Origin of the sequence: Mesorhizobium sp. M0894, assembly GCF_040319725.1 — a bacterium.
GTDB lineage: Bacteria > Pseudomonadota > Alphaproteobacteria > Rhizobiales > Rhizobiaceae > Mesorhizobium.
The window spans coordinates 350,663-371,264 of sequence record NZ_JAMYOG010000003.1; the positions used below are offsets into that span (position 1 = coordinate 350,663).

At 63.2% G+C, this 20,602-nt stretch carries 18 protein-coding genes and 2 pseudogenes; 9 read left to right on the plus strand and 11 right to left on the minus strand.

Annotated elements, in window-relative coordinates; translation table 11 throughout:
- Positions 1–11 precede the first annotated feature (11 nt).
- Positions 12–791, minus strand: coding sequence for a response regulator (locus tag NKH91_RS08015; RefSeq protein ID WP_198030534.1), 780 nt, complete (start codon positions 789–791; stop codon positions 12–14).
- Positions 792–837: 46 nt separating this feature from the next.
- On the opposite strand from NKH91_RS08015, the gene NKH91_RS08020 reads away from it, so the two are divergent.
- Positions 838–1,524: a winged helix-turn-helix domain-containing protein gene (locus tag NKH91_RS08020; RefSeq protein WP_352588153.1), complete on the plus strand. Its 687-nt coding sequence runs from the start codon at positions 838–840 to the stop codon at positions 1,522–1,524.
- A 78-nt stretch (positions 1,525–1,602) separates the two neighbouring features.
- On the opposite strand, the gene NKH91_RS08025 is transcribed toward NKH91_RS08020, so the two are convergent.
- Entirely contained in the window at positions 1,603–1,770 is a 168-nt protein-coding gene (locus NKH91_RS08025) for a hypothetical protein (protein WP_023721318.1), read from the minus strand.
- Between the two features lie 601 nt (positions 1,771–2,371).
- On the opposite strand from NKH91_RS08025, the gene NKH91_RS08030 reads away from it, so the two are divergent.
- A complete protein-coding gene (locus tag NKH91_RS08030; protein WP_352845283.1) occupies positions 2,372–2,836 on the plus strand; it encodes a L,D-transpeptidase in 465 nt (154 codons plus the stop codon).
- Positions 2,837–2,906: 70 nt separating this feature from the next.
- On the opposite strand, the gene NKH91_RS08035 is transcribed toward NKH91_RS08030, so the two are convergent.
- Complete coding sequence (locus tag NKH91_RS08035) at positions 2,907–5,990, minus strand: efflux RND transporter permease subunit (RefSeq protein ID WP_352883961.1); 3,084 nt, start codon at positions 5,988–5,990, stop codon at positions 2,907–2,909.
- The gene (locus NKH91_RS08040) at positions 5,987–7,246 is read right to left on the minus strand and encodes an efflux RND transporter periplasmic adaptor subunit (protein WP_502898976.1); all 1,260 of its coding nucleotides are present in this window, start codon (positions 7,244–7,246) and stop codon (positions 5,987–5,989) included. The genes NKH91_RS08035 and NKH91_RS08040 overlap by 4 nt, the downstream gene beginning before the upstream one ends.
- A 150-nt stretch (positions 7,247–7,396) precedes the next feature.
- On the opposite strand from NKH91_RS08040, the gene NKH91_RS08045 reads away from it, so the two are divergent.
- The 3 genes from NKH91_RS08045 (at position 7,397) to NKH91_RS08055 (ending at position 10,768) form a co-directional block, all read left to right on the plus strand.
- Entirely contained in the window at positions 7,397–7,933 is a 537-nt protein-coding gene (locus tag NKH91_RS08045) for a TetR/AcrR family transcriptional regulator (protein ID WP_352641294.1), read from the plus strand.
- Positions 7,934–8,053: 120 nt separating this feature from the next.
- Complete coding sequence (locus tag NKH91_RS08050) at positions 8,054–9,658, plus strand: inorganic phosphate transporter (protein WP_352845286.1); 1,605 nt, start codon at positions 8,054–8,056, stop codon at positions 9,656–9,658.
- Positions 9,659–9,742: 84 nt separating this feature from the next.
- Complete coding sequence (locus NKH91_RS08055) at positions 9,743–10,768, plus strand: transporter (protein WP_352480984.1); 1,026 nt, start codon at positions 9,743–9,745, stop codon at positions 10,766–10,768.
- 24 nt (positions 10,769–10,792) lie between these two features.
- On the opposite strand, the gene NKH91_RS08060 is transcribed toward NKH91_RS08055, so the two are convergent.
- Entirely contained in the window at positions 10,793–11,950 is a 1,158-nt protein-coding gene (locus NKH91_RS08060) for a patatin-like phospholipase family protein (protein ID WP_352845288.1), read from the minus strand.
- Positions 11,943–12,727, minus strand: a pseudogene (locus NKH91_RS08065) (acetoacetate decarboxylase). The gene NKH91_RS08060 and the pseudogene NKH91_RS08065 overlap by 8 nt, the downstream one beginning before the upstream one ends.
- Positions 12,728–12,938: 211 nt before the next feature.
- Here NKH91_RS08065 and NKH91_RS08070 point away from each other — a divergent pair.
- The 4 genes and pseudogenes from NKH91_RS08070 to NKH91_RS08085 all read left to right on the plus strand — a co-directional run bounded on the left by NKH91_RS08070 (position 12,939) and on the right by NKH91_RS08085 (position 17,089).
- A pseudogene (locus NKH91_RS08070) lies at positions 12,939–13,722 on the plus strand (3-hydroxybutyrate dehydrogenase).
- A 155-nt stretch (positions 13,723–13,877) separates the two neighbouring features.
- Positions 13,878–14,522 (plus strand): carbonic anhydrase, encoded by a 645-nt coding sequence (locus NKH91_RS08075; RefSeq protein ID WP_352845289.1) that lies wholly within the window; start codon positions 13,878–13,880, stop codon positions 14,520–14,522.
- 11 nt (positions 14,523–14,533) lie between these two features.
- On the plus strand, positions 14,534–14,944 hold the full coding sequence (locus NKH91_RS08080; RefSeq protein WP_023721325.1) for a hypothetical protein: 411 nt from the start codon (positions 14,534–14,536) through the stop codon (positions 14,942–14,944).
- Between the two features lie 90 nt (positions 14,945–15,034).
- Positions 15,035–17,089: a M3 family metallopeptidase gene (locus NKH91_RS08085; RefSeq protein ID WP_023721326.1), complete on the plus strand. Its 2,055-nt coding sequence runs from the start codon at positions 15,035–15,037 to the stop codon at positions 17,087–17,089.
- On the opposite strand, the gene NKH91_RS08090 is transcribed toward NKH91_RS08085, so the two are convergent.
- The 5 genes from NKH91_RS08090 to NKH91_RS08110 form a co-directional block, all read right to left on the minus strand.
- Positions 17,086–17,307, minus strand: coding sequence for a hypothetical protein (locus NKH91_RS08090; protein WP_023721327.1), 222 nt, complete (start codon positions 17,305–17,307; stop codon positions 17,086–17,088). The genes NKH91_RS08085 and NKH91_RS08090 overlap by 4 nt on opposite strands.
- Positions 17,304–17,990, minus strand: coding sequence for an LOG family protein (locus NKH91_RS08095; RefSeq protein WP_352494101.1), 687 nt, complete (start codon positions 17,988–17,990; stop codon positions 17,304–17,306). Before NKH91_RS08095 ends, NKH91_RS08090 begins: the two co-directional genes overlap by 4 nt.
- 51 nt (positions 17,991–18,041) lie before the next feature.
- A complete protein-coding gene (locus NKH91_RS08100) occupies positions 18,042–18,881 on the minus strand; it encodes a hypothetical protein (RefSeq protein ID WP_031194636.1) in 840 nt (279 codons plus the stop codon).
- Between the two features lie 65 nt (positions 18,882–18,946).
- On the minus strand, positions 18,947–19,576 hold the full coding sequence (locus tag NKH91_RS08105) for a LysE/ArgO family amino acid transporter (protein WP_023721330.1): 630 nt from the start codon (positions 19,574–19,576) through the stop codon (positions 18,947–18,949).
- Complete coding sequence (locus NKH91_RS08110) at positions 19,573–20,472, minus strand: DMT family transporter (RefSeq protein WP_352845290.1); 900 nt, start codon at positions 20,470–20,472, stop codon at positions 19,573–19,575. The genes NKH91_RS08105 and NKH91_RS08110 overlap by 4 nt, the downstream gene beginning before the upstream one ends.
- Positions 20,473–20,602 lie beyond the last annotated feature (130 nt).

The window sequence follows — 20,602 nt, forward strand, 5'->3', positions numbered from 1 at the left end:
GCCGCCAGGCCTCAGTTATTTTCGCCGGCTGGCAGCGAGAAGATATAGCCTTCGCCGCGCACCGTGCGCAGGAATTTCGGATTGGCCGGATCCGCCTCGATCTTCTTTCTCAGCCGCATGATGCGGATGTCGACGGCGCGGGACGATTCCGCGTCCTCGACGAAACCGATCGCCTCGGAGATCGCCGCCCGCGTCAACAGCCGGTTGGCGCGGGTAAGGAACACCTCCAGCACGTCGAACTCGCTCTTGGCCATGTCGATGACCGCACCGTTGGCGCCGGTGACGAGCCTGCCGTCGAGGTCGGCGTGAAAGGCGCCGAAGCTCACGGACCGGCGGCCACCGGATGTTTCAGCCTTGGCTTTTTGTGGTTCGGTCGGCTCCGGAACGCGGCGCAGCACGCTGCGCACCCTGGCCAGCACTTCGCGCAACTCGTAAGGCTTGACGATGTAGTCGTCAGCGCCGAGCTCCAGTCCGACAATGCGGTCGAGCGCGGTACCGGCGGCCGTCGCATAGATGATGCCGATCGGCATTTTCGACCGCATCCAGCGGCCGAGCGACAGGCCGTCCTCGCCCGGCATGGCGATGTCGAGAATGGCCAGATGGAAGGACTGGGCTTCCAACAGGTCGCGCGCCGCCGCCGCACTTTCGGCCGTGGCCACATCATAGCCGCTGGCGCCGAGATACTCGGCGACCGCGTCCCTCAGGTCGGGCTCGTCCTCGACAATGACAATTCGTGCCCGCACGATGCGTTCGCTCCCGCTTTCAGCGGAAAGTAGATTGGGTATAAACATGATGTCCAGCACTCTTCTTGGGTTGCCGTATGCGGGGTAGAAAAACATGGCTGCACGATCCGTCATCGCGCTTGTTTCCGTCGCTGAAGTAATTGCGACCGATCTCGCCGATCATCTCAAGCGACGCGGTCATGACGTCCGCGCCGCGCGACAGCCGTGGGAAGCCGAATCGCTGCTTTCTGAAAAGGGTATCGATGTCGTGGTTGTCGGCGACAGCGTCAGCCAGGCGGAGGGGCGCGACCTGCTCAGGCGACATGGCGGCGAAGGTGGACCGGATTTCATCCTGATCTGCCGCCCGGCCGATCTGGTCGACAAGGTGCTGGCGCTCGAGCTCGGCGCCGCCGACGTCGTCGAAAGCCCGCTCAATGTCAGGGAGCTTGCCGCCCGCGTTGGCGGCCTGCTGGCTCGGCGCGGCAGGAGCGCCGGGGAATTGATCGTGCTGGAGAACGCGACCGTCGATCTCCGGTCGGCCATCGTCATGCACCGCTCGGGCACGGAAGAACAGCTGTCCGCCGGGCAGGTGGCGCTGCTCAGGCTGTTCCTGGCCAGCCCGCGCAAGGTGCTGACGCGTGACGACATCATCGCCGCCGCGCCCGCCGAAAATGCCGAAGCCTTCGACCGGTCGATCGATTCGCGCATCGTGCGGCTGCGCCGCAAGCTCGACACCGAAACCATCACCACCATACGGGGTGCGGGTTACCGGTTCGATCCGCCAACGCAATTCGCCGATTGAATGCAGGACAGCCACCCCTTTTTTGAGTATCGGATTTTCCTAAAACCGGTTCCCGCTTTTGGGTCCGATGCTCTTTCCTCAGCGCACCACGAGAAGCGACGGGCCTGACGGCATGTCACTGTTCGTGCTGACCTCGCCGGCATGCGCACGTTCCTTCAGCAGCACGGTTGCGAGGCCGGCAATGCCGAGCAGGCCCTGCACGTAGAGCAGGGCAGAAAGCACGGAAGCGGCGAATTTCGTTTTCATCCTGTTCTTTCCTCAAAATTGGGATTTACGGGCACTTCAGGGGAACCCCCGAAGCGCCCGCGCCGCCAGCGGAGCCCCCCGTTGCGGCGCGGGCCTTCGGTCCTCTCGGCTGCAAGTTGCCGGAGGCGCCGCGCATCCTCAACGGCTCTAAGCCGCCCCCGCCAGAGGGGCTTGAGCCGGTCGACGCGCAGGCTGGAAACTGTCCAGACAATCCAGACCGTAGCGAAAACAGTGTTGGCTTCCGATCGTTCGTTGCCCGCTGTTTTCGTTGCGTCAACTTTGCCCGTTCGCTGTATCCGGATCATGCCGCCGAGGCCGCGCTTTGTTGCAGCTCGGTTTCGGAGTCAGGTGGAATTCCTCTCAAACGAAAACAATCGCGTATTCGTGCCGCGGTTTGGCTGATCCGCTTAGGCAAACACGCAGCCGCTGTCATGACGACGTCCAACAGCTGTAAGCCGCTTTGCACGGCGTTTTCTGTTAACCAAGGGAAACAGAATCGAAACACAAACGAGCATCTAGCGAAATCGGCTCGAAACATGACGCCCCGATAAGCCGGTCATCGAATTGAGCCGGCCCCGACCGGCAGAATAGGGGAGACATCATGTACACCGCCATTTCCGCCAAGCTCATCAACATCGCCGCCGTCGCTATCACCGGTGCTGCCTTGCTCTTCGGCGCCGGCAACGGCGCAGCCCACGCCGCCGCCAACAAGATCGTCGCGCGTGTGTCGCTATCGCAGCAGACCATGGAAATCCTGGTCGACGGCCGGCCGACATTCGCCTGGAAAGTCTCGACCGGCGACAGGACGCACGTCACGCCGACCGGTTCGTTCAAGCCGACCCGCATGCATGAAATGTGGTATTCGAAGAAATACGACAACGCCCCGATGCCGCATTCGGTGTTCTTCAGCGGCGGCTACGCCGTACATGCGACAAGCGCCATCAAGCGCCTCGGCCAGCCGGCCTCGCATGGCTGCGTGCGTCTGCATCCGGATAACGCCGCCGATTTCTATCAGCTCGTCGAGGTCTTCGGCCCGGCCAACACCAGCATCGTCATCGTCAAATGAGCGATGCTTTTCGTAGCTCCCAAGAAAGGCCGGAAATCCGGCCTTCTTTATTGTGCAATGTTAGTACAATCTAATCCGGCATCACCGGCATCAGCTTGGGGTCCGGCTTTTCGGCGTGATGCGGCAGGTCCTTGCTGGCGATAAACGTGTAGAACATCGGCACCACGAACAGCGTGAACATGGTTCCGACCAGGATGCCGGTGAAGATCACCAGGCCCATCGAATAGCGTGCCGCGGCACCAGCGCCGCTGGAGATGATCAGCGGCACCACTCCGAGCGCCATCGCCGCCGTCGTCATCAGGATCGGCCGCAGCCGCACCTTGGCCGACGCGATGATCGCATCGCGCCGCCGCATGCCGTGCATTTCACGCTGCTGGTTGGCGAACTCGACCAGAAGGATGCCGTGCTTGGTGATCAGGCCGATCAGCGTAATCAAGCCGACCTGGGTGTAGATGTTGAGGGTGCCGAGCCCGACATTAAGCGGCACGATCGCGCCGAAGATCGAGAGTGGCACCGCCATCATGATGATCAACGGATCGCGGAAACTTTCGAACTGCGCCGCCAGCACCAGATAGATGACGAGAACGGCTGCCGCGAAGGCGATGATGATCGTGTAGCCCTGTTGCTTCTCCTGCCGCGACTGGCCGGTATAGTCGATGAAGAAAGTGTCGGGCAGGCTCTCCTTGGCGATATCCTCGATCGCTTTCAAACCGTCGCCGGTGGTGACGCCAGGCAGCGGCAGGGCGGAAATCGTTGCGGAATTCAACTGGTTGAACTGCTCGATCGCCGCCGGCGACGCGTTGGTCGAGATCTTCACCACCGCAGAGAGCGGCACCATCTCACCCGAGACGCTGCGCACGAAATACTCCCCCAGTTTTTCGGGATTGTCGCGAAAGCTCTGCGGCACCTGCGGGATGATGTCGTAGCTGTTGGATTCGCGGTCGAATTGCGCCACCTCGGCGCCACCGACCAAGAGGGTCAGCGTCCGGCCGATATCGGCGATCGGCAGGTTGAGTGCCGCGGCGCGGTCGCGGTCGATCGTCACCGTCACTTGCGGCGCATCGTAGGACATCGAATTCTGCACGGCGAGGAAGCGACCGGAGGCCTGCGCCTTGTTCTTGATGTTCTCGGCCGCCTCGTACACTTGGGAGGCCTCGCCGGTCGAGCGCACCACCATCGTGATTGGCAGGCCGCCGCCGGAGCCGGGCAGTGTCGGCGGTGCGAAGACGAAAGCCTCGACGCCCGCCACCTTGGCAAGGCGGGCAGTGATGTCTTCCTGAAGTTCCTTCGAGCTGCGCGCGCGCTCGGCCCAGTCCTTGAACGCAAAGCCGACGAAAGCGCTGTTCGTCGGGCCTTGGAACGCGACGGCGGAGAACCGCGCCCTGGTTTCGGGGATATCATTCACCAGCCCGAGAATCTGGTTCACATAGGTCTCGGTGTAGTCCGACGTCGCATAGCGCGGTGCGTTCACAATAGACAGCAAGAAGCCCTGGTCTTCTTCCGGCGCCAGTTCGCTCGCGGTCTTGGTGAACATGAAGCCGGTCGTGGCGACCAGTGCGATGACGATCATCAGCGTCACCGGGCGATATTTCAGCGAGCCGCTGACCAGCCGCTCATAGACGTTTTCGACGCGCCCGAACGTGTTGTCGACAATGCGCTGGAAGCGGCTGTGCGAGCCGGCCCTCAGGATGCGTGCCGACATCATCGGCGTGACGGTTAGGGCAACGACACCCGAAAGGACCACCGAGCCGGCAAGCGTCACTGCGAATTCGCGAAACAGTGCGCCTGTCAGGCCGCCGGTGAAGGCCAGCGGCGCGAACACGGCGGCCAACGTTATCGTCATGGCGACGACGGCGGAAGAGATCTCCCGCATGCCGTTGAAAGCCGCCTGCATCGGCGACAAGCCGTCTTCCTCCATGTGGCGGTGGATGTTTTCCACCACCACGATGGCATCGTCAACAACCAGTCCGATCGCCAGCACCATGGCCAGCAACGACAAAAGGTTGATCGAATAACCCAAAGAAAACAGCAGGAAACAGACGCCGATCAGCGACAGCGGAATGGTCACGATCGGCATCAGCACCGAGCGGAACGAGCCGAGGAAGAGCAGGATGACGACGATGACGATGGCGACCGCCTCGCCGATGGTCTTGAACACCTCCTCGATCGACGCGCTGATTTGCTCGGTCGAGTCATAGACGATCTCGATCGTCATGCCGAGCGGCAGCGTCTCCTGGATCGTCGGCACAATCTTGTGGATCGCCGCCGCGGTGGTCAGTGGATTGGCGGCCGGCGTCGGAAAGATGGCGAGAAAGATGCCGGGCTTGCCGTTGAAGGTGACCCTGGTGTCGGTGTTCACCGCGGCGAGTTCGACGCGGGCCACGTCGCGCAGTCTCACCACATTGCCGTCTTTCGAGCGGAGCGGAAGGGCGGCGAAAGCCTCCGGCGTCTGCAGGGTCGAGCGAACCGTGATCGAGGAAGCCACATATTCGTTTTCGGTATCGCCGGGCGCGGAGAGGAAATTCGATTCGTTGATGGCGGTCAGCACTTCCGCCGCCGTCACACCGCGCGCCGCCAGTTTGATCGGGTCGATCCAGACACGCATCGAATATTCGGCGGCGCCGAAAATCTGCACGTCGGCAACACCTTCGACCGTCGACATACGCGGCCGCACGACGCGCTCGATATATTCGGTGAGCTGTTCCGGCGTCATGTTCGGGTTCTGCATCGAGATGTACATCATCGCGAACTGCTGGCCGGTGCCCTTGACGATCACCGGGTCTTTGGTTTCGTCCGGCAGATCGCCGCGAACGCTCTGAACCTTCGACAAGACTTCGTTCAGCGCGACGTCGGGGTCGGAGCCGAGCTTCATCTGCACTGTCACGGTGCTGGATGACGGCCGGCTCGACGACGTGACATAATCGATGTTTTCGGTCGAAGCGACAGCACGCGCGATCGGCGCGGAAATGAACCCCTGGATCAGGTCGGCGCTGGCGCCGGGATAGGCCGTGGTGATCGTGATGGCCGTTTCTTCAACCTCTGGATACTGCCGGATCGAAAGGTTGAAGATGCCCTGAAAACCCAGAAGCAGGATCATGCAGGCAAGCACGGTCGAAAGAACCGGGCGGCGGATGAAGAGGTCGGAAAAGCTCATTGCTGGGCTGCCTGCTGGTTCCCCGGCTTGCTCGGATCGATCGTGTTGTCGACGGCAACGGACATGCCGTTGGAGAGCCGGTTCTGGCCGGCGGTAACGACTTCGTCGCCGGGCTGGATGCCTTCCAGGATCTCGACCAGGCCGGCGTTGTGGCGGCCTGGCTTGACGAACACCTGGGCGAGCACGAGCTGCGGCTTCGGTTCTTCCGCTGCCGGTTTGGCTGGGGTAGCGGCCGGCTTTTCTTCGGGTTTTGCGGCGGGTGCTTCGGCTGCGGGCTTGGCAGCATCTGCAGCCGGCTTTTCTTCCGGGTTCGCCTCGGGAGCCGCCCCGTTGGCTTCGGCGGATTTGGCCGGGCGCACCACGAAGACGAAGTCACCGTACAGGCTGGAGGTCAGCGCAGTCTGCGGCAGCGCCAGCACGTTGTTCTCCTCCGGCAGTTCGACACGCACCTGGACGAACTGGCCGGGCGTCAGCTTGCCTTCAGGATTGGCGACCTCCGCCCTCACCGTCACCAGCCGGCTCGTCGGGTCGATCTTCGGATCGATACCGCGGATGCTGCCGGCGAACGGCATGTCGCCGTCGCCAATGCCCAGCCGCACCGTCTGTCCGATCTTCAGCAGCGGAAGCTGCTGCTCCGGCACGGTGAAATCGACACGCATCGTGTCCATATCCTGCAAGGTCACCACGGCGGTGCCGGGTGTGAGATACTGGCCAATGTCGATTTTCGGAATACCGACGGTGCCCTTGAAAGGGGCCGTCAACTGCTTTTGGTCGAGCACGGCTTGCAGCTTGTTTACCTGCGCGGAGGAGACCGATGCTGCCGCCTGCGCCGTGTCCAGCGTAGCGTCGGTGCCGACCCCGCGCTTCTGCAGCTCAAGAGCGCGCATCAGCGTCGTCTGGTCGGATGTGGCTTGCGCCTTCGACGCCACGAGGTCGGCCCGCTCGACGGCATCGTCGAGCTGCAGCAGCACGGCGTTGGCGGCGACCTTCTGATTGGCATGAAACTGGATGTCCTTGACGATACCCGCGGTTTCGACGGTCAGGTCGACGCCGCGCACGGCACTGACAGTACCGATCGCCTCGACGCCGGGCGTCCAGGACATCGGTTTGACGATGACCGTCGACACGGTCGCGGCCGGCGGCTTCATGGTGGCGAAAAACTGTTTGATCGCATTGTCGCGGAACAGGTTGAAGCCGACGATGCCGCCGCACACCAGCACGAGCAGAATGAAGGCGATGATGAAGCGCTTGATCACGAACAGTCCCCTCGGCCATGGCCCAGCATAACGGTCGGATGACCGGAACACATACCTGTGACTGGTCCCAATTTCAAATGACGGCAATCTTACTGTACCGTCTGGACGGTCTTGTCAATTCCGCTTAAGCTAATGAATGGGGAACGATTGATGAAGGCCCGCAGAACAAATTCGCGCGAGAAGATTCTCGCCGCCGCCGCCGACGTGGCGCGCGAGACGGGTCCCGGCAGCCTGTCGCTGGATGCGGTCGCCAGCCGTGCCGGCGTGTCGAAGGGTGGTCTTCTCTACAATTTCCCGACCAAGGCGAAATTGATGCAGGCGCTGGTGGAGGATTACCTCAGCGCGTTCCAACAGGCGCTTGAGGCCGCCCGCACCAACGGCGTCAGCGGTGAGAGCCCGCTTGCGGCCTATATCAGGCTTTCGGCCGAGCATGCCGAGGAGTCGAAACCGTCGGCGACCTGGATATTTTCGGCGATTGCCGAGGATCCCGATTTCCTGACGCCGATAAAATCGTTCAGGCGGCAAGTGTTCGAGCGGCTGAAGGAGGAGACGCCGAATCTCAAGGCGCTGCTGGTCTGCTATCTTGCTATCGAAGGGCTTCGCAGCATGAACCTGTTCGGTTCGGACATTCTCTCCGCCGACGAGCGCCGGTTGCTGATATCGACCCTGCTGGAGATCGCGGAATAGATCAGGAACCACCGTCCAGCACTATCTGCTCCAATCTCAAAGTGCTCTGCCGTCACACAGGCTTCATTGTGCCGACATAGCGTCCTCCCATTCTTTGCTGCAACGCAAGAGGAGTGGGGTATGGTCGATATTGTTTCCAGCGAAGCAGGAATTCCAAGGCCGGAGCATCCGCTCGACCGGCCAAACAGCACCGGCAAATGGTTTCTGCCGGCCTTTGCCGTCATCATCCTGGGCGGCCTTGCCTATGTCGGCTACGCGCTCAGCCAGGACCTGACCAGCACCGTCGCGGTGCCGTGGATTCTGCTTGGCCTGGCGCTGCTGATCGCGCTCGGCTTCGAATTCGTCAACGGTTTTCACGACACCGCCAATGCGGTGGCAACGGTGATCTACACCCATTCCATGCCGGCCGAGCTTGCAGTGATGTGGTCCGGCTTTTTCAACTTCCTCGGCGTGCTCACCGCCAGCGGGGCGGTCGCCTTCGGCATCATTTCGCTGCTGCCGGTCGAACTGATCCTTCAGGTCGGATCAAGCTCCGGGCTGGCCATGGTCTTCGCGCTGCTGGTCGCAGCGATCATGTGGAACCTCGGAACCTGGTATCTCGGCCTGCCTGCCTCGAGCTCGCACACGCTGATCGGTTCGATCATCGGCGTCGGCCTCGCCAACCAGTTCACGGCGCCCGCCGGTTCCATCACCAGCGGCATCGACTGGTCGCAGGCAAGCAATGTCGGCCTGTCGCTTCTGATCTCGCCGCTGGTCGGGTTTTGCCTGGCTGGGCTGCTGCTTCTGGTGATGAAGCTGCTGGTCAGGAACCGCGAGCTTTACGAGGCGCCGAAGTCGAGCGCTCCGCCGCCGCTGTGGATCCGGGCGCTGCTCATCTTCACCTGCACCGGCGTCAGCTTTGCCCACGGCTCCAATGACGGGCAAAAGGGCATGGGCCTCATCATGCTCATCCTGATCGGCGTGGTGCCGACCGCCTTCGCGCTCAACCGCACACCGGACGTGAACTATCTCGAAGCTTACAAGTCCGCAGCGACGCAGGTCGAAACGGTACTCGGCAAATACGTCAAGCCCGGCGTCGCCGTGACCGACGCGGCAACCGTGGTCGGTGACGCCGTTCGCACCAAGACCTGGAAGGACGAGACCACGCCTGCCCTGCAGAGCTTCATCCACGACACTAGCGCAATGTTGTCGCCCTATCCGTCCGTGGAAAAGCTGCCGGCAACGCTGGTCAGCAACGCCCGCAACAACATCTATCTTATCGGTGAAGCGCTGAAACTGATCGACAAGAAGAAGCTGCTGCCGATGGAGGTCGACGACCTGAAGGCGGTGACGACCTATCACAAGGCGGTCGACAACGCGACGAAGTTCATCCCGCTCTGGGTCAAGGTCGCCATCGCGCTGGCGCTCGGCCTCGGCACCATGGTCGGCTGGAAGCGCATCGTCGTCACCGTCGGCGAGAAGATCGGCAAAAGCCATCTGACCTACGGCCAGGGTGCGTCCGCAGAGCTTGTTGCAATGGCGACCATCGCATCGGCCGACTATCTCGGCCTGCCGGTCTCGACCACCCATGTGCTGTCGTCGGGCGTTGCCGGCACCATGGCGGCGAACGGCTCGGGCCTGCAATGGTCGACAGTGCGCAACATGCTGATGGCCTGGATACTGACCCTTCCGGTCTCCATCTGTCTTGCCTTCGTGCTGTTCGTCATCTTCCGCCAGATATTCTGAGCGGGGATAGGACTTGGCCAGAATGTCGCGGCGCCGGCTCCGGCGCCGCCCGGATCCTGAACGTGCATTGTCTCGGCGGCGGCCATGAATGACGCATCGCATCTGACATTGCTTGCCGCGGACGACCAGCATCATGCCCCCGGGCTGGTCTGGGCCTATCATGCCGCTCCCGGCAAAGCTCCCGAATCGCTGGCGCCCCGGGACATAGAGGCCGCGCTGGCCTCACTGGACGGCTGGGTCTGGCTGCATGTCGACCTTGTCGACCGGCGCGCCCATTCCTGGGTCAGCCATGCCTGCGCGCTGCCGGCGTCGGCTCATGCAATCCTCGAAGGACATGAGGACAGCCTGGTGCTGGCGCATGAGAATGGCGTCGTCCACGGCATTTCCGCCGACCTGCATGGCGAGATCGCCCATCAGTCGACGACCATCGGCAGATTGCATTTTGCGGTCTCGGAGCGGCTGCTGGTCACCGGCCGGCGCCATCCGCTGGCGGCGGTGGAGGAAGTGCACACCGCCCTTGCCGCAGGGCTGCGGCCCGCCACAGCATTCGAGCTGTTCGAAACGCTGGTCATGGCTTTTTGCAAGACCACCAGCCTGCGGCTCGCCGCGGCGACGAAGCGGCTCGATGCGGTCGAGGACCATCTCGTGACCGAGCGGCTTGCCGACGAAAGACGACAGCTGAAGGATGTGCGCCGCCTTGCCGTATCCTTGCATCGGCCGATCTCGGCCCTGGCAGCACTTTTCCAGGATGAAGACCGTTCCGCCTGGAACCTTTCCGCCGGCGCACATGAAGTTCTGCGCCGGCTTGCTGCCCGCCTGGAACGGCTCGACCGCGAGGTCGTCATGATCAACGACCGGGCAAGGCTGCTGCAGGAGGAGCTTGCGGCCGAGCTTGCCGACGAATCGAACCGCAGCCTCAAGGCGCTGGCAGTGATGAGCGCACTGCTTTTGCCGGGCACCCTGATCGTCGGCATATTCGGCATGAACACCGGCGGGCTGCCATTCACCGACAGCCCCAGCGGCTTCATCCTGGCGATGCTGCTCGCGGTCGGCGCGACCGGCCTGTTCTACTGGCTTTTGCTGCGCGCCGGCGCCAAACTGCGGTTCTGAGGCCGGTCAAGCGCGCGGCGCGCTTTAAGTCGGATCTTCGCGGTGCAGGTCGTGGATGGCGACGCCCTCGACATTGGTCGGCAGTGTCAGCCATTGGCGATGGCGCAGCGTCCGCTGCGTGTCTTCCAGCCCCATCTCCCAATGCTCGCGCATCGAGGTGCCCGAGAATTCGTAATCCTTGGCGTGCCCCTCATAGCCTTTATGCTGGTAGATCAGGTGGACGATGTTGACCACGCCGGCATCCGAATAGTCCGCGATCAATTCCTGCTCCCCTTCTTTCAGTAACTCGACGGGGACGCGCTTCAGCGCATCGAGCAGCTTCATCTTCAGCGCATGGATGCGCTGGAAGTTGTCGGTATTCTGGCGTGTGCGGCTTGAATACATGATGTCCTTGTGCCGTGACAAAACATTGGCCATGCCGCGCGGCAAGGCGCCGCGGGCGCTGAACAAATCGACCTGAAATACCAGCGAACTGCGGTCCTCTTCCTGGTCGAGTAAATATTGCAGCGGCGTGTTGGAGACGATGCCGCCGTCCCAATAATGCTCACCTTCGATGCGGATCGACGGGAAGGCCGGCGGCAGCGCGCCGCTTGCCATGATGTGCTCCGGCCCGATGCGCACCTTCTCGGTGTCGAAATAGACGAAATTGCCGGTCCTGACATTGACCGCGCCGACGCTGAGCCGCTTCTTGCCGTCATTGAGCACGTCGAAATCGATCAGGCTCTCCAGCGTCTCTTTAAGCTCGGCGGTGTCGTAGAAGCTGGTAGCGCCCTCGGCGCCTGGCTGCTCGAACCACGGATTGGGATGGCGCGGCTTGAAAAAGCCGGGCTGGCCCATCGTCATCGTCATCCACGAGCTGGTGCGGTTGCGGATGTCCCGGTAGACGTCGCCCTCGGGCGTATAGGCCCAGATCTTGCGGCCGGAAATGGTCTGCCAGAACTGCTCGAGCCGCTGCAGCCGGCGGCTCGGCTCGTTGCCGGCTATGATCGCTGCATTGATCGCGCCGATCGAGACGCCGGAGAACCAGGTCGGTTCGCAGCCGGCATCGGCCAACGCCTGGTACACCCCGGCCTGGTAGGCGCCCAGCGCACCGCCGCCCTGGAACACCAGCGCGACGCGGTCGTACTGCGCCGAGATTTCCTCGATGGTGGCGACGGCCCTCTTGGTGTTGCGTTCAAGCACGGCTGAATGCCTCCAGATTTGGACTGACTGACCGCTCGCGTCCGGCGAGATAGTCGTAAACCACCTCGCCAAGGCCGAGCGTCAGGTCGGCGATGAAGTGAACCGCCGAGACGATCTCGAGCACTGGCAACCGCGCCACGTCGGCCATGACATGGGGCCTGAGATCGAGCGCCGCCGGCGCTGTCCAGGCCTCCTTCAACGTCACGTCGGTGAGGTGATAGCGCACCAACTCGCAAATGCGCGGCGTGCCGTCGACATGGGGGTGATCTTGATCAGGAAATTGGGCGCCGCGAGCGAGGCGAGAATCTGGCCGTGATCGGCCGGCCTGTGCTTGTAGCCCATCGTGCCGGTGGCGCACAGAACGCTGCCGTAATGCAAGGTGCCGACAACCACCTCGCCCTCATGCACGATCTTCGGGCTGGCAAGCTTCTTGGGAAAGCCCCAGAGCTCGCGTCCGCCGGCAATCGGTGCATCGTCGTCGAGAAACATCGAGTGGACATAGGTGCCATGCTGGCCCTGGAAGCGGACCGGGATGACCTGCCCGGTCTCGGTATAATCGCCGAAGCCGGTAGAATCCGGCATGCGGATGAACTCGTATTTGACCAGCGGCTCGTCGATTTCCAGCGGCGCCGGCACGACGGCCTCGAGGGCTTCGCGCGTCGTACGATAGGTGATGATGACGTATTCGCGGTCGAAGAAACGGTAGGGCCCGGGCGGGAAGGACGGGTTGGTGAGCGGCATCGCATAGGCGCGCTTCACGACATCGGCGATTTCCAAGCTGCTCCCCCATGTACTGCAGGAATGACCGCGCGAGTGCGCACCGGTTATCTTGCACGGCACCATGACAACGCCGTGTCAGCCTGCCGCCAGCAGCTGAAGGCCGTTGGACTGCCACAGCGCTGTAATCGCGCCGACACACGGCGATGGCATGGTCATGCTGCGACGCACACCAGCATCGCCGTTCCCTCCTACCTTTCGCGAGATCATCATGGGTTTCCTGTCTTCCAAGAACGCCCTCGTCACCGGCTCGACCAGCGGCATCGGTCTGGCGATTGCCCGCGCCCTTGCCGCCGAAGGCGCCAACATCACCATCAACGGTCTCGGCGATGCGGCCGCCATCGAACAGGAGCGCGCCGGCATCGAAGCCGATTTCGGCGTCCAGTCGCTACTCCAGCGCCAACATGATGGACGGCGCGGCGGTGACTGCCATGGTCCGCGAGGCCGAGGAAGCCTTCGGCAGCCTTGACATCCTGGTCAACAATGCCGGCATCCAGCATCTCGCGCCGATCGAGGAATTTCCCGACGAAAAATGGGAAGCCATCATCCGCATCAATTTGCTTGCGGCCTTCTATGCCATCAAGGCGGCGCTGCCCGGCATGAAGGCGCGCAAATGGGGCCGCATCATCAACACCGCGTCGGCACATGCGCTGGTCGCCTCGCCCTTCAAGTCCGCCTATGTGGCGGCCAAGCACGGCATATCTGGCCTGACAAAGACAGTGTTGGAGACAGCGCAAGCCGGCATCACCGTCAATGCGATCGCACCTGGTTATGTCTGGACGCCGCTGGTCGAAAAGCAGATCCCCGACACCATGAAGGCACGCGGCATGACCGAGGAACAGGTCAAGCACGACGTGCTGCTCGCGGCCCAGCCGACCAAAGAATTCGTCACCGTCGAGGAGCTTGCGGCACTGGCGCTGTTCCTGTGCTCGGATGCGGCCAAGCAGATCACCGGCACGACCTTGCCGATGGATGGCGGGTGGACGGCGCAATAGGCACTCTGGAGAGAGCCTGCCTACAAAGTACGCTGCAATGCTTTGAACCTGCGTCTCCGCGCCTCCGAAAATCGGTTCCGATTTTCGGGCCGATGCGCTAGAGCCTTTCGGGATTGAACCGTGCCTTTAACCCGGAAAGGCTCCTACCGCTGCCCATGCCCCACCTTCCCGAGCATCTTCTCGCCGGCTACCGCAGTTTCATGGGTGGCCGCTATCTCACCGAAAGCGGCCGTTATCGCTCGCTGGCGCGGGAGGGCCAGGCACCGGAAACGATGATCGTCGCCTGTTGCGATTCCCGCGCCGCGCCCGAAGCGATCTTCGATGCCGGGCCCGGCGAACTGTTCGTGCTGCGCAATGTCGGCAATCTGGTGCCGCCCTATGCGCCCGACGATCAGTTCCACTCGACATCGGCGGCGCTCGAATTTGCCGTGCAGAGCCTCAAGGTCAAGAACATCGTGGTGATGGGCCACGGCCGCTGCGGCGGCATCCGCGCGGCACTCGACACCACGGCCGCACCGTTGTCGCCGGGTGATTTCATCGGCAAATGGATGAGCCTGATCGCGCCGGCGGCCGAGACCGTATCGTCCAGCACCTTCATGACCGCGACCGAGCGCCAGACCGCGCTGGAGCGCATATCGATCCGATATTCCATCGCCAATCTGCGTACCTTCCCTTGCGTCTCGATCCTCGAAGGCAAGGGGCGGCTATCGCTGCACGGCGCCTGGTTCGATATTTCGACCGGTGAGCTTTGGGTGATGAACAAGGAGACCGGCGATTTCGAGCGGCCGGAGACGGAGTAGGAGACAAGGGCATGGTGCGAATTCCGGTCGCGTTCGCGGCGGCAGCACTGCTGTGCTCGGCAGATTTCGCCCGCGCCGACGACAGCGCGATCATCGACCGCTGGTATTCGGCACTGCTCGTCGCCGACCGCACCGAATTGTCGGACCTGCTCGCCGACGACGTCCGCATCAAGCTCGACGACCTCGGCGTCGTGCAAAGCAAGCAGGAATTCATCGCTTCGATCGCCGAGTGGCAAGGCGCCGTCGCCGGCGCCGAAATCCGCCACCGGATCGAGAAGACCGAGGGCGGCGTCACCACTGTGATCGCCTGCTATGATTTTCCCAGCAACGACATGCTGATGCAGGAGACCTTTGCGGTCGCCAACGACCAGATCACCGCCAGTTCGCAAGCCGCGATCGCGGAAAACTGCGACGGCTACTGAGGAAATCATGAACGGGGCGTGCTGTTGCGTGGAGCCGGCCGGCGTCCTACATCGGTGACGATCCGCCTCCTCCCGCCATCCAGCGAAAGTTTGCCCATGCCGTCCGCCGTCGACCTCGCCGCCCATCCGCTGACTGAATGGCAAGGGCCGCTCGGCCTGCCCGATTTCACGCGCATTGGCGACGGTGATTTTTCTCCGGTGTTCGACGCCGCCCTGAAGACGCATGAGGCCGAGATCGAGGCGATTGCCGGCAACACCGGGACGCCGACCATCGACAATACACTTGCCGCGCTCGAACTCGCCGGCGAGGCTCTCGACCATGTCTCGTCGATCTTCTGGTGCCGCGCTGGCGCCCACACCAACGAGGCAATCCAGGCGCTGGAGCGCGACATTTCGCCGAAGATGTCGCGGCATTTCTCGGCGATCTCGATGAACGAGCGCCTCTTTGCCCGCATCGACGATCTCTATCAACGCCGCGAGACTCTGAAGCTCGATGCCGAAACGCTGCGCGTACTGGAAAAGACCTGGAAAAACTTCGTCCGCTCCGGTGCCAAGCTCGACGCCGAAGGCAAGAAGCGGCTGGCGTCGATCAACGAGGAATTGTCGTCGCTCGGCACCAATTTCGGCCAGAACCTGCTTGCCGACGAGCGCGACTGGGCGCTGTTCCTCGACGAGGCTGACCTTGCCGGCCTGCCGGAATTCCTGAAAAGCTCGATGGCGGAAGCCGCCGAGATGCGCGGCCAGAAGGGCCGCTACGCCGTCACCTTGTCGCGTTCGATCTACGAGCCGTTCTCGACCTTCTCAGAACGCCGAGACCTGCGCGAGACGGCGTTCCGCGCCTTCATCATGCGTGGCCAGAATGGCGGCGCCACCGACAACACGGACGTAGTGCGCGACATGCTGCGCCTGCGCGCCGAAAAGGCGAAGCTGCTCGGCTACGAATCATATGCCGCGTTGAAGCTCGACGACACAATGGCCAAGACGCCGGAGGCGGTGCATACGCTGCTCGACCCGGTTTGGAAAAAGGCATTGGAGAAGGCCGCCGCCGACCAGGCCGAATTGCAGCGGCTGGCGGCCGAGGCCGGCAGCAATGAAAAATTCGCCGCCTGGGACTGGCGCTTCTATCAGGAGAAGCTGCGCGCCGAGAAATTCGCTTTCGACGAGGCCGAACTGAAGCCGTATCTGCAGCTCGACCGGATCATCGACGCCTGTTTCGACGTGGCGACACGATTGTTCGGCATTTCTTTCGAGGAAAAGAAGGGCATTGCCACCTGGCATCCGGACGCACGTGTTTTCGTCGTGAAGAATGCCGACGGCAGCGAGCGCGGCCTTTTCCTCGCCGATTATTTCGCGCGACCCTCGAAACGCTCCGGCGCTTGGATGAGTGCACTCAAATCCGGCTATAAGCTTGGTCCTGGCTCGAAGCCGGTCATCTACAATATCATGAATTTCGCCAAGCCGCCGGCCGGCGAGGCCGCCTTGCTGTCGGTCGATGAAGCCAAGACGCTGTTCCACGAATTCGGTCATGCCCTGCACGGTATGCTGACCGACGTCACCTGGCCATCGGTCGCTGGCACCTCGGTCAGCCGCGATTTCGTCGAGCTGCCCTCGCAGCTCTACGAACACTGGCTGACGGTACCGGCGGTGCTGGAAAAACATGCGCTGCATGTCAAGACCGGCAAGCCGATGCCAAAGGCGCTGGTCGACAAGATGCTGGCGGCGCGCACCTTCGGCGCCGGCTTCGCCACGGTCGAGTTCACCGCCTCGGCCTTGGTCGACATGGCCTACCATGCGCGCCCGGAGGCGCCGCAAGAGCCGCTTCGTTTCGAAGCCGAAACGCTCGAAAGGCTCAATATGCCGGACACCATCGCGATGCGTCACCGCACTCCGCATTTCGGCCATATCTTTGCCGGCGATGGCTATTCGGCCGGCTATTATTCCTACATGTGGTCGGAAGTGCTCGACGCCGACGCCTTCGCCGCCTTCGAGGAAGCAGGCGATCCGTTCAACCCGGCGCTGGCCGAGCGGCTGCGCAAGAACATCTACGCCGCCGGCGGCTCGAAGGACCCCGAAGAACTCTACACCGCCTTCCGCGGCAAGATGCCTTCACCGGAAGCAATGATGGCCAAGCGCGGACTGGTCTAAGCCTTGCCCGGCCCTTCTCGGGCCGGCTCGGCCTCACCGGCCGCGGCTGTCTCGTTGAGGAAGCCGGCGATCCGCTCCGCCGTCTTGGTCGTGGCAAAGGAGAGCAATCGGCCGCGATGGACCACGGGCTCGCCGCTCTCATTGTCCCAGATATCGAACCGGCAGCTTGGGTTCGCTATGGCTTCGAAGCGGTCCTTCATATCGACAGCTCCGGTCATGGTGTCGCCACGGGTGCCAGAGATTGAGCGGTGCGCCCGACGGTACTCGCGCCTTGCTGCGTTTGCGTGAAGCAGACGCCGCGCTGCAGCATCGGCAGGATTGCCGCCGGCACGTCGGCAACAAGACATGCCGTCGACACGTGGCCGCTGAGAAACCCCGCCTCCTCGAGATGATCGAGCAGGTCGAGCCAGGGCGACCAGAAACCGAAGAAGTCGGCGACCAGGATCGGCTTGTCGTGCCGGTCGAGCTTGCGCCAGGTCATCACTTCGGCCAGTTCCTCGATGGTGCCGATTCCGCCCGGCAGCGCTACAAATGCATCCGCATAGTCGAACATCAGCCGCTTGCGCATGTGCATGTCCGGAACCGCTATGATTTGGGCGACGCCGCGCGGCATCCGCATCCGCTCCAGAAGGAAGTGCGGCGCAATCGCGATCACCTCGCCGCCGGCGTCTGCCGCCGCGGAAGCCACGGCGCCCATCAACCCTTCACCGCCGCCGCCATAGACGAGGCGGATGCCGGCACTGCCGATTTCGCGGCCCAGCGCCGCGGCCGCTTGCGCGAGGCGCCGGTCGTTGCCGGCGCGGGCGCCGCCGAACACGCAGACGGTGCCGATACGGGTCTGCGTCGGATAGAGCAGCCCCTCCAGGGAAGGCGCATCGTCGTCATTGAAAATTCCGAACATGGCTCTGTCTCCATTTGGCTTCAGTTGAACGATGGTCCTGCGGGCGCGGCTCTAGTCGCCCTGCCCCGCCGCGGCGGAACGGGTTGGTGGGCTTTCGCCGGCGTCGGCAAACAGCAGAAGGTCGGCCCTCGCCCACAGCGCGTAGCAGGCGAGCAATGTCAGCGGCGCGGTGACAAGGGCGGGTGAGGCCCCCGACCACACTTCAGGCACGGCGGAGCCGGCCGAAAGGGCTGCCGCCAATGCCGCAGGCAGGCGGCTGGCCAACACTGCGCTGCGGAACGGATCGGGCCACCTGGCCGGCCAACCGGGCACAATCATGCCGGACACGGCGCTGCCGAATTTTCCCAACGCATGCAGCAGTCCGGCAGTCGCAGCCAGCACCGGTTGGCCGAGCAGGAACAGCGCTACGCCGAGCCCGATCGCGCCGAGCCCCGACAGGAGATCGGCGCGCCGGTTAAGCGCCGGATCGGGGACATCGCGGCCAGCCCAGGCGCGGTGATAGACTTCGCCGCTGCAGAAAAAGATCGACGTCGCCAGCGTCAACGCCACGGCGCTGCCGCTGCCGGCAAAATAGTCGAACAGGGTGCCGGCACCCCATTCAGGGCCGGTGGCGAGCTGCATCGCCACGCCCATTGCCAGCCCCAGCGCGTTGCCAAGATTGTAGTAGCCGCCCGGACCGGAAATGCGCGCCCGGATGGCAGCCGCAAATCGCGACACCGCCCGGGCGGTCCGACTGGGGCCGGCAGATTTCGGTTTTAAGTCGATAATCGACGGCTCGAAGGAGAGGCGATCGACCAGCCCGGAGGCATCACGCCAGCTGGCCGGCGCGTCGTTCCAGATTGAAAGCGCGAAATGCCGGCCGAACGGCGCACGGTCGTTGTCGAATTGCATTGGATCCTCCTTTTCAGCTGCGGTGGCATTTGACGGCACGATGAGCGGGCGTTTGCTACGGGCGGTCATGGCGAGACGAGCCCCACGGCCATGACCAATGCGACGGTGGACAGGATGAGCCCGGAGATGAGATCGAAGATGCGCAGGCTGGCACGGCTGCGCAGCAGCGGCGCCACGAGGCCGCCGCCGAGCGCATAGCCGTAACAGCCGAGCGCCGACATCAGGATCAGCGTCACCATGAATTCGAGCTGCGTACCACTCGCAGCGAAAGACTGGCCGAACGCCGCCGGCACGAACAGCCGCTCGACGTAGGTCAGCGGGTTCATCCCGACCACGCCCATGACGCGGGCTACGCAGGAGCGGCTGGTCTCGGCCTTGCCGGAGCGGTCCTCGGCCTCGCCGACGGCCAATGCTGCACGAAAGGATTTCACCGCAAACCAGGAGACCGCCGCCAGGCCAAGCCAGGAGAGCGCCGTTCCGAGTGAGGGATCGAGGCCGGCGATCGAGCTGCCGAGCATATAGGAGATGGCGATCAGGGCGACATAGGTCGCCCACACCAGGCTCGCCACGAACATCACCCGCCCGCGCAGCAAGCCTTCCCTGATCATCATCAGGTTGTTCGGCCCTATCGAGGCCATCGAGGCCATGCCGAGCGCAAGCCCAGCCTGGAATCCGCTCGCGTCGGCAAAGCTCATGGAGCTTCCTCCAGCGATGATATGACGGGATCGGCCGGATTCGCCGGCCCGGGCGAGGTGACGAGATAGAGGATGGTGCCGAGCATCATCGTCGCGCCGAGGGCCCCCATGGGCGAAATCCGCTCACCGAGAAAAAGGGCGGCGCCAGTCGCGCCGAACAGGCTTTCGGCGCTGACGATCACCGCTGCGTGGCTGGCAGAGGTAAAGCGCTGGGCAACGGTCTGGATGCCGAAGCCGGCGGCAGTCGAGAACACGCCGAGCACAAGCAGTTGCGGCCAGGCATCGAGTGCCGTCGCGACCGACAAATTGCCATGCGAGAGGGCTAGCGGCAGGGTGACCGCCGCAGTGCCGAGGAACTGCGCCGCCATGGTGGCAAACGGGCGCCCATGGGTTTGCATGTGGCGGCCGAGTTCGACCGTCCACAATGCATAGCATGCGGCCGACAGCACCACCGTCGTGTCGCTGCCATTGAAGCCGGCGATGCCGCCAGACAATAGCAGCGCGCCGATCAGGGTCATGCCGGCGGCAAACCCGACCGTCGCGGTCAGCCGCTCGCCGACCAGAACCCACGCTGCAACCGGCGTCATCACGGTCGCGGTGCTGATCAGGAAGCTGGCATTGGTGACGGAGGTGCCGAGATAGGCGATCTGCTGCAGAACGATCGAAATGGCGAATAGCGCGCCGACCCTTGCCAAGCTGGCGCGAAAACCTTCGGTCTTCGCTACCCGGCTTTCTCCAATCATCAGCGGCAGCACCAGAAGTCCGGCGATCAGGCAGCGCATGCCGGCCGCGCTCAGCGGGTCGAGATATCCGAGCACAGTCTTCTGCGAGACATTGCCGAAACCCCACAAAGCGGCGGCAAGCAGGAGAAGCAGGTTGGCGTGAAGCTTCGACATCGGCTCCTCCCCCTAGAGCCGATTGCAGGCATGTGCCGATTCAAGCTGTTTGCGAGAGCCTGGCGGGCTTCGGCCGGCACGCCCTGAAGACGCGCTGGAACTGCGCTTGCAGGCTGCCGGTGGTGCTGTG